The organism is Stutzerimonas marianensis (assembly GCF_022810315.1).
In the GTDB taxonomy this organism is placed as follows: Bacteria; Pseudomonadota; Gammaproteobacteria; order Pseudomonadales; family Pseudomonadaceae; genus Stutzerimonas; species Stutzerimonas marianensis.
On the sequence record NZ_JALGRD010000001.1, the window covers coordinates 551,968 to 565,511 of the forward strand.

Genomic DNA, 13,544 nt, shown 5'->3' on the forward strand with positions numbered 1-13,544 from the left:
GCCTGGCGACTACGTATGGGCACTACGTACGTAGTACTGCCGGTTGCGACGCCGTCGCGCAGCCGCCTAGAATCGCGGGCTGCCTTTCGTACCCATAACAATAAAGGTCCTGCCATGTCGAAACACGCCCCTCCATTGCTGGGCCTTGCGCGTCTGATCGACGCCTGCAACGCTCGCTTCGGCCAGGCCTGCGCCTGGTTGACCCTGTTCCTGGTCATCGGCACCGCAATCGTGGTGGTGCTGCGCTACGGTTTCGGCATTGGTGCCACCGCACTCCAGGAAGCCGTGCTTTATGCACACGCTCTGGTGTTCATGGGCGCCGCCGCCTGGGTTCTGCAACGCAACGGCCACGTTCGCGTCGACATCTTCTACCAACGCTTCAGCCCGCGCCATCAGGCAGTGGTCGAATTGCTCGGCACGCTGCTGTTCCTGCTTCCGGTCTGCCTGTTCCTTGCCTGGGCCAGCTGGGATTACGTCAGCAACTCCTGGGCGACGCTGGAGGGCTCCAGCGAATCCGGGGGCCTGAAGTACGTCTTCCTGCAGAAGAGCATCATCCTGGTGCTGGTCTTCTGCCTGGCGCTGCAAGGTCTCTCCGAGATCATCAAGGCGGGCTACGCCATCGCCGGTCGCCTGCCCGAGCCGGAGGTGAAGCATGGCTGAGTTGATGGCGATCCTGCTGTTCATCAGCATCTGCGCGGCCTTGATGGCCGGCTACCCGGTGGCGTTCACCCTCGGCGGCGTCTCGCTGTTGTTCGCCGGCCTCGGCATCGTTACCGGCACCTTCGATGGCGGCTACCTCAGCGCCCTGCCGAACCGCCTGTTCGGCATCATGAACAACCAGACGATGCTCGCGGTGCCACTGTTCGTCTTCATGGGCGTCATGCTGGAAAAGAGCCGGGTCGCCGAAGACCTGCTCGAGTCCATGTCGCGCCTGTTCGGCACTCTGCGTGGCGGCCTGGCGATTTCCGTCTGCGTGGTCGGCGCCTTGCTGGCAGCCAGTACCGGCATCGTCGGTGCCACAGTGGTCACCATGGGCCTGCTGGCCCTGCCAACCATGCTGCGTCGTGGCTACGACCCGGCGATCTCCACCGGTACGCTGGCCGCCACCGGCACGCTGGGGCAGATCATTCCGCCATCGATCGTGCTGGTGCTGCTGGGTGACGTCATGTCCAGCGCCTATCAGCAGGCGCAGTTGAAGATGGGAATCTTCTCGCCGAAGACGGTATCGGTCGGCGACCTGTTCGTCGGCGCACTGCTGCCGGGGCTGCTGCTGGTTGGCCTCTATATCGTCTACATCGTCGCCGTCGCGGTGCTGCAACCGAAGAAGTTGCCGGCCCTGCCGCAGGAAGAGCTCGGCCCGATCGAATGGGGCAAGCTGGTCAATGCGCTGGTGCCGCCACTGCTGCTGATCAGCGCCGTGCTTGGTTCGATCCTGGCCGGTTACGCCACACCGACCGAAGCCGCGGCACTGGGTGCGCTGGGTGCGATGGTCCTCGCCTTCTACAAGGGCAAGCTGAACTTCGCGCAGATGCGTGACGTCGCCTACGGCACCACCGAGATCAGCGCCATGGTGTTCCTGATCCTGATCGGTGCGTCGCTGTTCTCGCTGGTGTTCCGTGGTTTCGGCGGCGAAGTGCTGATCGAGGACGTCTTTGCCCAGCTGCCGGGCGGCGTGCTGGGTGCGTTCTTCGTGGTGATGCTGGTGATCTTCCTGCTCGGCTTCATCCTCGACTTCATCGAGATCACCTTCGTGGTGGTTCCGATCGTCGGCCCGGTGCTGCTGGCCATGGGTCTCGACCCGGTCTGGCTGGGCGTGATGATTGCACTGAACCTGCAGACCTCCTTCCTCACGCCACCGTTCGGCTTCGCGCTGTTCTACCTGCGTGGCGTAACGCCGAAGTCGGTTTCCACGAGCACCATCTATAAGGGTGTGGTGCCCTTCATCCTGATCCAGCTTCTGCTGCTGGTCATCGCCTACCAGTTCCCGGGGCTGGTGACCTGGCTACCCGAGCAGGTCTACGGCAAGTAATACACCCAGACGCCCGTTTCGACGGGCGTCTCTCTTTCCGCAGCGGGCCAACGGCGCGATGATGCGTGCCAATGTCCGTCAGCCGCTCCCGCCATGCCTACCTCCGTCCCACGACACGCGCAGCTTGCCCGCCGCTTTCGCGCGCTCGACACCTTTCTTATCGAGCACCAGGCCCTCTGGCGCCCGCGCCCTTTCACCGAACGCCACATGGCGTGGGAAGACGATCATCCGGAGCTGGCTGCCTGGCTCCGCGCCCGTTCATTGGAACAGGCCGAAGCCATTCACAACGACCCTGCCGAGCTGAACGCTCCGGCGCCCTTTCCCGAGCTGGCCGCCCAGGCGCGCGCGCTGAGCCACGTCGAGCCGCTGCCAAAGCGCCAGCTCAGCGAGCCGGATCCGCGGCAATCGGTGGACGTGCCCGGGCGCAAATGGCAGCAGATCCGTGCGTTCAGCGCGGTCCTCCGATTCAGCGAACCGCCCGACCACTGGATCGACTGGTGCTCGGGCAAGGGCCATCTCGGTCGTCATCTGGCTGGCGAAGGGGGCGCGCTGACCTGTCTGGAGTGGGACCCACAGCTGGTCGATGCCGGCCATCAGCTGAGCCGGCGACTGGGCATCGACGCCCGTCACCTCCAGCAGGACGTGATGGACGAAGACGCGGCGCAGCATCTCGCCCCCGCGACCACCCCGGCCGCCTTGCACGCCTGCGGCGATCTGCACGTTCGCCTGTTGCAGCTGAGCACTGAACGTGGCTGCCGCCGGCTGGCCGTCGCGCCCTGCTGCTACAACCGCACCTGGGCCGAGCACTACCAACCGCTTTCCGCCCTCGCGAAGCAATCGACGCTGATTCTGTCGCGCGACGACCTCGGCCTGCCGCTGAGCGAAACCGTCACCGCCGGGACGCGCGAACGGCGCCAACGTGACCAGTCCATGGCCTGGCGGCTGGCCTTCGATCTGCTGCAGCGACAAGTGCGCGGCGTGGACAGCTACCTGCCAACCCCCTCGCTGCCCGGCGCCTGGCTGAAGAAACCTTTTGCCGACTACTGCCAGGACCTCGCTACGCTCAAGGCCATGCCCGCATTGCCGGACCTGGACTGGGCCCGGCTCGAACAACGCGGCTGGCAACGCCTGGCCGAGGTCCGCAACCTCGAACTCGTACGCGGCCTGTTTCGCCGGCCGCTGGAGCTCTGGCTGCTGCTGGACCGCGCGCTCTTTCTCAGCGAACAGGGCTACCAGGTGCGCCTCGGCACCTTCTGCCCCAGCAGCCTGACCCCACGCAACCTGATGTTGCTGGCCGAACGTGACGAAACACGCTAACTCGCTGGCAACAAACGGTTTACTCGCCGCGAGCAATCGCTATAATGGCGCCCTCTTTTGGCCGGTATAGCTCAGCTGGTAGAGCAACTGACTTGTAATCAGTAGGTCCCGGGTTCGACTCCTGGTGCCGGCACCACGATTTGAAGGCTCGCAGAAATGCGGGCCTTTTTTCGTTTCAGGGAACCGACAAAGCAAAAGGCCCCGCTTCCTGATGGAAGCGGGGCCTTCTGGTTTGGGCTGGGTCCTGATCCTTATGGCGGCTCCGAGCCGCTTCTCCGTGCGCCATCCAGGCGCTTTGCGATGTCCGTCGCGACAGCCATGACTGCAAGCTTTGGAGTAAGCAGCCGCGCCGTGCTAGGCGGCGGGTGGCGCATCGAGATGGGACACGGACCGGCCAGCAGCGGCAGCGAGCATATGAGCCTGCGTGATGGCAAAAGTTCATCTTATTAAGATGAGATCGCCACTACAGCTTAAGCCCGCCGGAGCGGCGAGCCTTAACGCCTCTTTTACCCAAGGTTTCCGGACACCAAAGTGACCAATCCCGCCTGGACGCCCCATCTCAAGCCGAATCCGCGTTCCAGAGCGGTGCATGGCCAATTGCCAAGTCTGTCGCACCTTACCGCTTCGATGAATTTTTAGCGGTGCAGGCGCGGAACATGCGCGGCGAATCGCGGTCAGCTTAGCGTCGCCACCCCCTGACCATAGGCTAAGCCTGCCACCACGAAGTCCACCTTTGAGGAGCCAGGCCACTCGATGACCGCGATCAACACCCTGTTCAACAAGCTCAAGCACTACCTGTTCAATGCCTCCTGGATGATGGCCGAACGCCTGCTCAACATCGGCGTGGGCTTTCTCACGGCCGTGTTACTGGCCCGTTACCTGGGGCCGGAGCAGTACGGCATCCTCGCCTACGCCATCTCGATGACGGCGATTTTCGCCTCGGCCGGCCATATGGGCCTCGCCGGGTTGGTGGTGCGTGAGGTCGTCAAGCAGCCGGACAAGGTGCCGGAGACGCTCGGCACCACCTTTATGCTCAAGCTCACCGGCATGGCGATCGGTTTCGTGCTGATCCTGATCTACGCGCTGGCGTTCGAGGAAGTCGGCGGCACCGAGTTCTGGATGCTGCTGATCGTCGCCTCGGCGATCTTCTTTCAGACCTTCGATGTGGTGGAGTACTGGTTCCAGTCGCAGGTACAGGCTAAGTACCCGGCCATCGCCAAATCCTGCGCGATCCTGTTGTCGGCGGCCATCAAGCTGCTGCTGGCGCTCGGCGGCGCCAGCGTGGTGGCGTTCGCCTTCGCCCATACTGCCCAGTTCGTCGCCGCGGCAATCATTCTCGCGGTGCTTTACAAGGGCACCACGCGGGTCTCGGTCACCAGCTGGAAGGCAAGTTTCGCCAAGGCCCGCGAGCTGCTCGCCCAGGGCTGGATCATCTACCTCGGCTCGATCTTCGCGGTGGTCTACATGAAGATCGACCAGGTCATGCTCAAGTGGATGGTCGGCACCGAGGAAGTGGGGGTCTACGCCGTTGCCGCCCAGCTCTCCGAGGCCTGGTATTTCCTGCCGACGGCCATCGTGGCGTCCTTCTTCCCGAAGCTGATCAAGCTCCACGCCGCCGACCCGGCGATGTTCAATCGGCGGTTCCAGCAGTTGCTGGACGTCCTCTTCGTGCTCGCGATCGCCGTCGCGGTACTGGTATCGCTCATCGCCGCGCCCCTGATTGCGCTGTTGTTCGGCGACGAATACCAGAACTCCGCCTCGATCCTCACCATCCATATCTGGGCAGGCGTGTTCATCTTCATGCGAGCGGCATTCAGCCGCTGGATCCTGATCGAAGGCGCATTGATGTTTTCGCTGATCACCCAGGGCCTCGGCGCCCTGTTCAACATCGGCCTGAACCTGCTGCTGATCCCGCGCTATGGCGGGGAAGGCGCCGCCATAGCCACCCTCATTTCCTATGCGATCGCATCGTACGCGGCGCTATTGGTGCACCCCAAGACCCGGCCGGTGTTCGTCATGATGACGAAGTCGATGTTCAGCCCCGTCCGCTACGCCTTCAATGCCGCAGGAGCCTCCCGATGAGCCTCAAGCCCCTAGTTCGAATGCTGCCCGAGCCGGTCAAGGACCTGCTCAAGGGCGTGCGCGACCGGACCCGCCTGGGTCTGGTCCAGCTGTTCTCCAGCAACGGTTTCCTGGCCTCGCTGTATTACTGCCTGATCAGCCGCGAGTTCGACCGCGAGCACCGCGCCGTGCTGCTCGGCCGTCTCCAGTTCGCCCGCCTGATGCAACGCAGGGGCGAGAACGACGCCTTCCTGCGGCGCAACGTGCACCGTCTGGAAAAGGGACTGATCATGCGCCCACGCCGCAGTACCTTCGCCGAGGACTACATCGGCCCGACGGTGCGTTGCTTCGCCGATGCAACCCGGACCGGCGTGGTCACAGGCCAACAACGCTGGGCCAATGACGTGCTGACGGACTATTTTTCGGCGGTGCAGAGCTCGCCGCGGATCGACTCGGCGCGGCGCGAGTTCACCAGCAGCCAGCCTGACGACAGCGCCGGCCGCTGCGTGCCCTACCCGCACAGCGAGTTGCCCGAATGCCCGGTCAGCTACGAGCAGCTGATGGTGCTGTTTCGCCGGCGTCGCTCGGTGCGCTGGTATCAGGACAAACCCGTCAGCAATGCGCTGATCGAACAGGCCGTGCGTGCCGCGACGCTCGCACCCTCGGCCTGCAACCGTCAGCCGTTCCGCTTCTACGTCAGCAACGATGCTGCCAAGGCCGCCGACATCGCCCAATGCGCCGGCGGTACCGGTGGCTTCCACGACAACCTGCCGTGCGTGATCGCCGTGGTCGGCGACCTGGGCTGCTACCCGGAGGCGCGCGATCGCCATGTCGTCTATATCGACGGCTCGCTGGCGGCGATGCAACTGATGCTGGCTTTCGAAAGCCTCGGGCTGTCCACCTGCCCGATCAACTGGCCGGACATCGAGTCGGCCGAACGCAAGCTGGAAAAGAAACTGGGCCTGGCCTACCACGAGCGCACCGTGATGCTGCTAGCCGTGGGCTACGCCGACCCAACGGGAGGGATTCCTTATTCGGACAAGAAGACCGAGCACGATTTGATCGTCTACAACTGAGGCAAGCGATGATTATCGAGATCAGAAAAGCAGGATTCGTCAATAAAGGTGCGGAGCTGATGCTGCACGCCGCACAGCAGAAATTGAAGTCCCGCTATCCGGACGCGACCTTCGTCATGGCCCCGACCACTGAGAAGTCCGACCACCCGTTCCGCAAGCTTGTGCAACTGGGCTTCTTTCCGAAAGCCTCGCTGTGGCGCTACGGCATCCAGTGGGGAGACCTGGCCAACCTGGCGCCTCGCCAGCTTCGCGAGATGTATGGCGTGGTGCTGGACAAGGAAGTGGACGTCGTCATCGACGCGGCCGGCTTCGCCTATAGCGACCAGTGGGGCGACGACCCGAGCGTCGAGCTTGCCCAGTCAGCCAAGCGCTGGAAGAAGAATGGCACCCGCGTGATCCTGCTGCCGCAGGCGCTGGGCCCGTTCAAGTCCGAGAAAAACCAGGCGGCGATGAAGACCGCCGTGGAGAACATCGACCTGATCTTCGCGCGCGAGCGGGTTTCGTACGAATACCTGACCCAACTGGTCGGCGAACAGGACAAGATCCGCCAGGCGCCGGACTTCACCAATCTCATCCAGGGCGTGCTGCCGCCGAACTTCGACGTCGAGCAGAACCGCTTCTGCATCGTGCCGAACTGCCGGATGCTGGATAAGACTGACCAGCAGACGCGCGACACCTACCTGCCCTTCCTGATCCGCTGCGCGGCCTATCTGGTGGAACGAGGCGCCAAGCCGTTCGTGCTCGTGCATGAGGGGCAGGGCGACCGGCGCCTGGCCGAGCAAGTGTCGGCCGCAGTAGGCGGCATCCCGATCGTCAAGGAGAGCGGCCCGCTGGAGATCAAGGGCATCCTCGGCGCCTGCAGCGGCACGCTGGGCAGCCGCTTCCATGGCCTGGTCAGCGCGCTGTCGCAGGGCGTCCCGGCGTTGGCGACCGGTTGGAGCCATAAGTACCAGATGCTGTTCGACGACTATGGCTTCCCCGAGGGGCTGGTGCAGGTCACCACAGACGAGGCCGAAATCAAGCGCAAGCTCGACCTGCTGATCGACGAGCGCGAGCGGATCCAGGGCGTGATCCAGGCTCGCACCGACCAGCTCAAGCAGCAATCCGAGCAGATGTGGCAGCAGGTCTTCCAAGTCATCGACCAATGCGAGCGGGTCACCCAACCCCACCCCAGGACCGCAGGCGCGGCCTGACCGCCGTAGCGCTGCCGGCCCCGTCGGCGGCGCCCCAGGGCCCTTCCGGCGCAGCTAGGAATGGCGGGCCGTGCGCTGGCGAATAAGCCGGTACAGATAGTAGGCCAGCATCAGCACCACGACGCCGGTGGACACCGGGTCGAGGTACTGTGCGACTCGTTGGTACTGCGACTCGAGCAGGAAGCCCGCCAGCGCCAGCAGCGCCGTCCAAATCAACGAGCCCAGCGTTGAGTAGATTAGGAACAGGGTCATGGACATGCCGGCGATACCTGCCGGCACCGAGATCAGGGTGCGCACGGCCGGAATCAGGCGACCAAAGAACACCGCGGCCTTGCCGTGGCGGTCGAACCAGTCGCTGGCCTTGTCGACGTCCTCGGGGGAAAGGGTCAGCCAGTGGCCCCAGCGTTCGGCCAGGCGCTTCATGCGGTCCTTGCCGAGCTTGGCGCCGGCGTAATACCAAGGCAGCGCACCGGCCACCGAGCCGGCCGTGCCGGCAAGGATCACCAGGATGAAATCGAGATCGCCGCGCGCCGCGACGAAGCCGGCCAGCGGCATGATCAACTCCGAGGGAATGGGCGGAAAGATGTTCTCCAGCAACATCAGCAGGAACACGCCGATGTAGCCGAACGCCGAGACGATTTCCACGATCTTGTCGAACATCCATCACCTGTACTGTTTGAAGCCATCAGGCTTCGTTAGGGCCGGGTATCCAGCGCGATCATCGCCTCGACCACGACGACTGCCCAGCCGCAGCATCGCCGATCAGCTGACGGAGCGGGGATCGTGCCGCTCATGCAAGACGCCAAAGAGCAGGTACAGTCCGCCAATCAGGTAGGCGCTGCCGCCAAAGGCCAGCATGATCACACCGCCCATCTGCTGGTCCTCGAGCGGACTCAGGCCCGACAGGCCCGAACCGGTGTGTTCGAACAGCGGCCGGTTCGACATTGCCAGCAGCACGCCGAGCAGCGTCATGTGCATGGACGTCAGCAACAAGCCCGCGATACCGGCGAGGGCGCGCCGCGACCGAACACCGCCGAACGCCGCCAACCAGACCAGCAGGCCGACAACCAGGTAGCTGCCCTGCTCCAGTAGCCCGGCCCAGGTCGAGGTACGCGCCGCATGGTGCAACGCCGGCATATGCCAGGCCCAGACCACGAACAGCTCCATGACCGAGGCGAGAATCGGCGAGAACAGCAGCGGCAGTCGAGCGGACAGATCCAGCCGACCGCCAGCCACACCGATCGCCAATAATGGCGCGGCCACGGCCACGACCATCACGTGCATCAGCATGTGGCCCACGAACAGGCGGTCGGCCATGGCGGGCAATGGGCCGAGCCAGACCGCTGCCAGCGTCACCAGGCCGAGCGTCAGTGACAAGGGTCGCCAGATCATGCGCAGAGCCCGCCCGCGCTGCTCGCCGCGCCTGTCCGCCTGCTGCGAGCGCAGCACCGGGTCTGCCGACCGAGATCACCAAGGTCGGCGCAAGTCACACCAGGGATTGGCGTCAGAAGAGGCACAGGAATCCATCTCTGCGGGCATTGGGCGTGTGACTGCGGCATCGCGGAAAAGGTCGCCAGGCAAGCCGCTCCGGCCAGCGGCAACAGGCTCCCGCGGCGGCAGCCCGTGTCAGAGGCGGGTGGCGTTCGCGCGGCGCGCAACCGGCTCGGCCGCCTCGGGCTCGGTGGTCACGCCGATGCGGCGCAGGTACCAGCGATAGGCCAACGTCGAGCTCGCCCAGCCCAACAGCACACCGAGGGTATTGGCCAGCATGTCGCCCATCGACGCCTGCCGGGCCGGCAGCATGCCCTGACCGATCTCGATCAGCAGCGCCGCGGCAAGGCTCAGCGCCACCGCCCAGGCCAACCGCCACTGCGGAAACGCCAGGCGCATGGTGAACATGAGTGCGGCAAAGCCGAGCAGGTGATGCAACTTGTCCTGCTGGTCGAACGCCTGCGGTATCGGATCGGGGCGCAGCCCGGTGAAGAGAATGGTCGCCAGCACAGCGAAAAACGGCAGGTAACGCAGGTGATTCATCGACAAGGGAAGCTCTCGCGGTCGGTGGATGAGCGATACGGATGGCAGGAAGGCGGTCCGGGCCGACGAGCCAGTCGGCCCGCGCAGGATGCGAAGCATACGCCGTCGGATGCGGCTTGCCCGCTATGAGCCCAATGCGCGGCGATAGTTCGCCGACGCGCTGTAACAAATTGCGCCGCGCCGACCGGCGCACGGCATGCTTGGCAAAACGGAATCACCTCCCGTCGGTCGAACTGATAGCATTCGCCAACGTCACGGCGACAGGCGCACGCCTCGCACGCCATCAGCCAATCGGGACAGCACCTTGACGCAACCCACCTCGCCGCCCGGCAGCCTGCAGCGGCATTCGACAAGCGACGGGCAAGCCGCCACCCTGGCCATCGCAGGCGACTGGACGCTTCGCCATTACGCCACGCTGCGTCGGGAAGTCGAGCGCAACCGCCGTCTGCTGAACGAGGCCGATCGCATCGAGCTGGACGCCATGGGCGAGCTGGACACGGCCGGCGCCGGGTTGCTCGTCGAACTGCTCGGCCCGACACGCGCCTTGCAGGTGGACCAGTGGGCGCCGGAGCTGCCAGCCGAGCGCAAAGCTTTGCTGCGCACTGTTGCCAACGCACTGGACAAGCCGCCCGCCGAGCTACCGGCGCAGACGCATGCACTGGCCGATGTCCTGGCTCATATCGGCCGCACCGTGGCCGGCGTCTGGAACCAGCAGCGCACCCTGCTCGGCTTCATCGGCCTGACGCTGCAGACATTGTTCACCGTACTGCCCAACCCCAGACGCTGGCGCATCACCTCGCTGGTCGCGCACATCGAACAGACGGGGCTGGACGCGATCCCTATCGTCGCCCTGCTGACCTTTCTTGTCGGCGCGGTCGTGGCCTTTCTCGGCGCCACGGTGCTGGCCGACTTTGGCGCGACCATCTACACCGTCAACCTGGTGGCCTTTTCCTTCCTGCGCGAGTTCGGCGTGCTGCTCGCGGCGATCCTGCTGGCCGGGCGCACGGCCAGCGCCTTCGCCGCGCAGATCGGGGCGATGAAATCCAACGAGGAGATCGACGCCATCCGCACCCTGGGCCTGAGCCCGATCGAATTGCTGGTACTGCCGCGGGTGTTGGCGATGCTGATCACGCTGCCGATCCTGACCTTCATCGGCATCATCAGCGGCATCCTCGGCGGCCTGGTGGTCTGCTCGCTGGCGCTGGACATCTCGCCGGCCATGTTTTTCACCATCCTGCAGCGTGACATCCCGCTCAACCACTTCCTTGTCGGCATCGGCAAGGCGCCGGTGTTCGCCTTCCTCATCGCGGTGATCGGCTGCCTCGAAGGTTTCAAGGCCAGCGGCAGCGCCCAGTCGGTGGGCGAGCACACCACCTCCAGCGTGGTGCAGTCGATCTTCATGGTGATCCTGCTCGACGCCGTCGCCGCGCTGTTCTTCATGGAGATGGGCTGGTGACGACAGACGAACCCGTGATCCAGGTCCGCGGCCTGGTCAACCGCTTCGGCAAGCAGGCGGTACACGTCAACCTTGACCTGGACATCCGCCGTGGTGAAATCCTCGGCGTGGTCGGCGGCTCCGGTACCGGCAAGTCGGTGCTGTTGCGCAGCATTGTCGGTCTGCGTCAGCCGAACGCCGGAAGCGTCAAGGTGTTCGGCGAAAACCTGTTGAAGCTGTCCAGCCAACACCGCTCGGAAGTGGAAAGGCGCTTCGGCGTGCTGTTCCAGGGCGGTGCGCTGTTCACCTCGCTCAACCTGCAGGAAAACGTCGCCCTGCCGCTGATCGAACACGCTGGCCTCAAGCGCAAGGATGCCGAGCACCTGGCACGGCAGAAGCTGGCGCTGGCCGGCCTGCCGCCGGAAGCGGCCTGCAAGTACCCGGACGAGCTGTCCGGCGGCATGGTCAAGCGCGCCGCGCTGGCCCGCGCGCTGGCGCTGGATCCGGAAGTGCTGTTTCTCGACGAGCCCACCGCCGGCCTCGACCCCATCGGCGCGGCGGCCTTCGACCAGCTGATCCTGACCTTGCGCGACGCGCTGGGCCTGAGCGTGTTCCTAGTGACCCACGACCTGGACACCCTTTACACCATCTGCGACCGCGTCGCGGTGCTCTCGCAAAAGCGGGTGCTGGTGGTCGATACCCTGGAAGCCGTCGCCGCCACGGACGATGCCTGGATTCGCGAGTACTTTCACGGCCCGCGCGGCCGCGCGGCGCATGATGCCGCCCTGAAGCTGGAGAATGTCTGATGGAAACCCGTGCCCATCATGTCCTGATCGGTCTGTTCACCGTGGTCGCGGTCGGCTGCGCCCTGCTCTTCGCCCTCTGGCTGGGCAAGTCCAGCATGGACCGCGAATATGCCTACTACGACATCGGCTTCAGCCAGGCGGTGAGCGGTCTGTCGAGCGGCAGCTCGGTGGAGTACAGCGGCATCAAGGTCGGCGACGTCACCCAGCTCTGGCTGGAGCCGGACGACCCGCGCAAGGTGCGCGCGCGCATTCGCGTCTACGGCGGCACGCCGATCAAGGAAGACACCCAGGCGCGCCTGGCCTTGGCCAACATCACCGGCAGCATGGTCATCCAGCTGCACGGCGGCACGCCGCAGAGTCCACGTCTGGAAGGGGACCGCGACGATCCGCCGCTGATCATCGCCGACCCCTCCTCGCTCAACGCGCTGCTGGAGAACGGCGAAGACCTGATGAGCAACATCAACAACCTGCTGCTCAGTGCCAACCAGATCTTCTCCGAAGAGAACATCACGCGCCTGAGCAGCACGCTCGAACACCTCGAACAGGCGACCAGCGTGCTGTCCGAGCAACGCGGCGACCTCGCCCAGACACTGCAGCAGTTCAACCAGCTGAGCCAGCAGGCCAATACCGTCATGGGTGAGCTGTCGGATCTGGCGCGCAACGCCAATGGCCTGCTCGACGATCAGGGCCGCAGCGTGCTGACCAGCGCGGCGCAATCGATGAACACCTTGGACCGCACCACCGCGCGACTGGATCGCCTGCTCGAGGAAAACCAGGGCGCGCTGAACAACGGCATGCAGGGTTTCAACGAGCTCGGCCCGGCGATCAATGAACTGCGCACCACCCTCGGCGCGTTGCGCCGGGTCACCCAGCGCCTGGAAGACAACCCCAGCGGCTTCCTGCTCGGCCGCGACAGACTGCAGGAGTTCACCCCATGAGCCTTCGTTCCCTTTCCCGCCTCGCCCTGCTGGGGTTGTTCTCGGTGCTGGCGGCGTGCTCGGTGCTACCGGAGTCCGAGACGTTGCGGATATTCCTGCTGCCCACCTCGTCCACACCCGCCCAGAGCAGCGAACCGACGATGCAGAAAGCGCTGCGGATCAACACGCCGCAGGCCAGCCGCATCCTCGCCAGCCAGCGCATCGCGGTCGTGCCCCAGGGCAACGAGATCAGCGCGTACCGTGGTGCACGCTGGAGCGATGCGGCGCCGGTGTTGCTGCGTGATCGCTTGATCGAGGCCTTCCAGCGCGACGGCCGGATGCCCTCGGTGAGCAACGAGGACGTCAATCTCTATGCCGACCTCAGCTTGCACAGCGACCTGCGGGCGTTCCAGAGCGAGTATGTCGATGGTCAGCCGGTGGTGGTGATCCGCCTTGACGCGCGCCTGGTCAACCGCAACGACCAGCACACCCTGGCCAACCGCCGCTTCGAAGTACGCCAGCCCAGCACCGGCACCGACGTCGAACGCGTCGTCGAAGCCTTCGGCCAGGCCGGCGACCGCCTCAGCGCCGACGTACTGCAATGGACCCTCGAACACGCCCGCACGCTCGACTGAGCCCACGCGGCGCCCGACGGGTCGGCTAATCGTCGTCGAAT

General features: G+C 64.9%; 13 protein-coding genes and 1 tRNA gene. 11 read left to right on the forward strand and 3 right to left on the reverse strand.

Annotation, left to right across the window (positions count from 1 at the left end):
• Nucleotides 1–114 precede the first annotated feature (114 nt).
• From MST27_RS02385 to MST27_RS02415, 7 genes are all read left to right on the forward strand, one after another.
• Nucleotides 115–660, forward strand: coding sequence for a TRAP transporter small permease subunit (locus MST27_RS02385; RefSeq protein WP_243604403.1), 546 nt, complete (start codon nucleotides 115–117; stop codon nucleotides 658–660).
• Nucleotides 653–2,029 (forward strand): TRAP transporter large permease, encoded by a 1,377-nt coding sequence (locus MST27_RS02390; protein WP_243604404.1) that lies wholly within the window; start codon nucleotides 653–655, stop codon nucleotides 2,027–2,029. Before MST27_RS02385 ends, MST27_RS02390 begins: the two co-directional genes overlap by 8 nt.
• Before the next feature lie 93 nt (nucleotides 2,030–2,122).
• A complete protein-coding gene (locus MST27_RS02395) occupies nucleotides 2,123–3,346 on the forward strand; it encodes a methyltransferase (RefSeq protein WP_243604405.1) in 1,224 nt (407 codons plus the stop codon).
• Between the two features lie 60 nt (nucleotides 3,347–3,406).
• A tRNA-Thr gene (locus MST27_RS02400) sits at nucleotides 3,407–3,482 on the forward strand.
• 617 nt (nucleotides 3,483–4,099) lie between these two features.
• Nucleotides 4,100–5,428 (forward strand): flippase, encoded by a 1,329-nt coding sequence (locus MST27_RS02405; RefSeq protein WP_243604406.1) that lies wholly within the window; start codon nucleotides 4,100–4,102, stop codon nucleotides 5,426–5,428.
• Nucleotides 5,425–6,483, forward strand: coding sequence for a nitroreductase family protein (locus tag MST27_RS02410; protein WP_243604407.1), 1,059 nt, complete (start codon nucleotides 5,425–5,427; stop codon nucleotides 6,481–6,483). Before MST27_RS02405 ends, MST27_RS02410 begins: the two co-directional genes overlap by 4 nt.
• Before the next feature lie 8 nt (nucleotides 6,484–6,491).
• On the forward strand, nucleotides 6,492–7,676 hold the full coding sequence (locus tag MST27_RS02415; protein ID WP_243604408.1) for a polysaccharide pyruvyl transferase family protein: 1,185 nt from the start codon (nucleotides 6,492–6,494) through the stop codon (nucleotides 7,674–7,676).
• 54 nt (nucleotides 7,677–7,730) lie between these two features.
• Here the strand turns inward: MST27_RS02415 and MST27_RS02420 are convergent, their stop codons facing one another.
• The 3 genes from MST27_RS02420 to MST27_RS02430 all read right to left on the reverse strand — a co-directional run bounded on the left by MST27_RS02420 (nucleotide 7,731) and on the right by MST27_RS02430 (nucleotide 9,710).
• Nucleotides 7,731–8,336 carry a DedA family protein gene (locus MST27_RS02420; protein WP_243604409.1) on the reverse strand — a complete coding sequence of 202 codons (606 nt, stop codon included), beginning with the start codon at nucleotides 8,334–8,336 and terminating at the stop codon, nucleotides 7,731–7,733.
• Nucleotides 8,337–8,438: 102 nt separating this feature from the next.
• On the reverse strand, nucleotides 8,439–9,125 hold the full coding sequence (locus MST27_RS02425) for a cytochrome c oxidase assembly protein (protein WP_338052414.1): 687 nt from the start codon (nucleotides 9,123–9,125) through the stop codon (nucleotides 8,439–8,441).
• Nucleotides 9,126–9,302: 177 nt separating this feature from the next.
• Nucleotides 9,303–9,710, reverse strand: coding sequence for a VanZ family protein (locus tag MST27_RS02430; RefSeq protein WP_243604530.1), 408 nt, complete (start codon nucleotides 9,708–9,710; stop codon nucleotides 9,303–9,305).
• A gap of 334 nt (nucleotides 9,711–10,044) precedes the next feature.
• On the opposite strand from MST27_RS02430, the gene MST27_RS02435 reads away from it, so the two are divergent.
• Genes MST27_RS02435 through MST27_RS02450 form a run of 4 tightly spaced genes read left to right on the forward strand, consistent with a single transcriptional unit; the run spans nucleotide 10,045 to nucleotide 13,503 of the window.
• Nucleotides 10,045–11,166, forward strand: a complete 1,122-nt coding sequence (locus tag MST27_RS02435; protein ID WP_243604531.1) for an ABC transporter permease — start codon at nucleotides 10,045–10,047, stop codon at nucleotides 11,164–11,166.
• Nucleotides 11,163–11,951, forward strand: a complete 789-nt coding sequence (locus MST27_RS02440; protein ID WP_243604411.1) for an ABC transporter ATP-binding protein — start codon at nucleotides 11,163–11,165, stop codon at nucleotides 11,949–11,951. Before MST27_RS02435 ends, MST27_RS02440 begins: the two co-directional genes overlap by 4 nt.
• A complete protein-coding gene (locus MST27_RS02445) occupies nucleotides 11,951–12,889 on the forward strand; it encodes an MlaD family protein (RefSeq protein ID WP_243604412.1) in 939 nt (312 codons plus the stop codon). The genes MST27_RS02440 and MST27_RS02445 overlap by 1 nt, the downstream gene beginning before the upstream one ends.
• On the forward strand, nucleotides 12,886–13,503 hold the full coding sequence (locus tag MST27_RS02450) for an ABC-type transport auxiliary lipoprotein family protein (protein ID WP_243604413.1): 618 nt from the start codon (nucleotides 12,886–12,888) through the stop codon (nucleotides 13,501–13,503). Before MST27_RS02445 ends, MST27_RS02450 begins: the two co-directional genes overlap by 4 nt.
• The last annotated feature ends 41 nt before the right edge of the window (nucleotides 13,504–13,544 follow it).

Coding starts and splice junctions, on each gene's coding strand:
- MST27_RS02385 (WP_243604403.1), top strand. CDS start 115: ATGTCGAAACACGCCCCTCCATTGCTGGGCCTTGCGCGTCTGATCGAC.
- MST27_RS02390 (WP_243604404.1), top strand. CDS start 653: ATGGCTGAGTTGATGGCGATCCTGCTGTTCATCAGCATCTGCGCGGCC.
- MST27_RS02395 (WP_243604405.1), top strand. CDS start 2,123: ATGCCTACCTCCGTCCCACGACACGCGCAGCTTGCCCGCCGCTTTCGC.
- MST27_RS02405 (WP_243604406.1), top strand. CDS start 4,100: ATGACCGCGATCAACACCCTGTTCAACAAGCTCAAGCACTACCTGTTC.
- MST27_RS02410 (WP_243604407.1), top strand. CDS start 5,425: ATGAGCCTCAAGCCCCTAGTTCGAATGCTGCCCGAGCCGGTCAAGGAC.
- MST27_RS02415 (WP_243604408.1), top strand. CDS start 6,492: ATGATTATCGAGATCAGAAAAGCAGGATTCGTCAATAAAGGTGCGGAG.
- MST27_RS02420 (WP_243604409.1), bottom strand. CDS start 8,336: ATGTTCGACAAGATCGTGGAAATCGTCTCGGCGTTCGGCTACATCGGC.
- MST27_RS02430 (WP_243604530.1), bottom strand. CDS start 9,710: ATGAATCACCTGCGTTACCTGCCGTTTTTCGCTGTGCTGGCGACCATT.
- MST27_RS02445 (WP_243604412.1), top strand. CDS start 11,951: ATGGAAACCCGTGCCCATCATGTCCTGATCGGTCTGTTCACCGTGGTC.
- MST27_RS02450 (WP_243604413.1), top strand. CDS start 12,886: ATGAGCCTTCGTTCCCTTTCCCGCCTCGCCCTGCTGGGGTTGTTCTCG.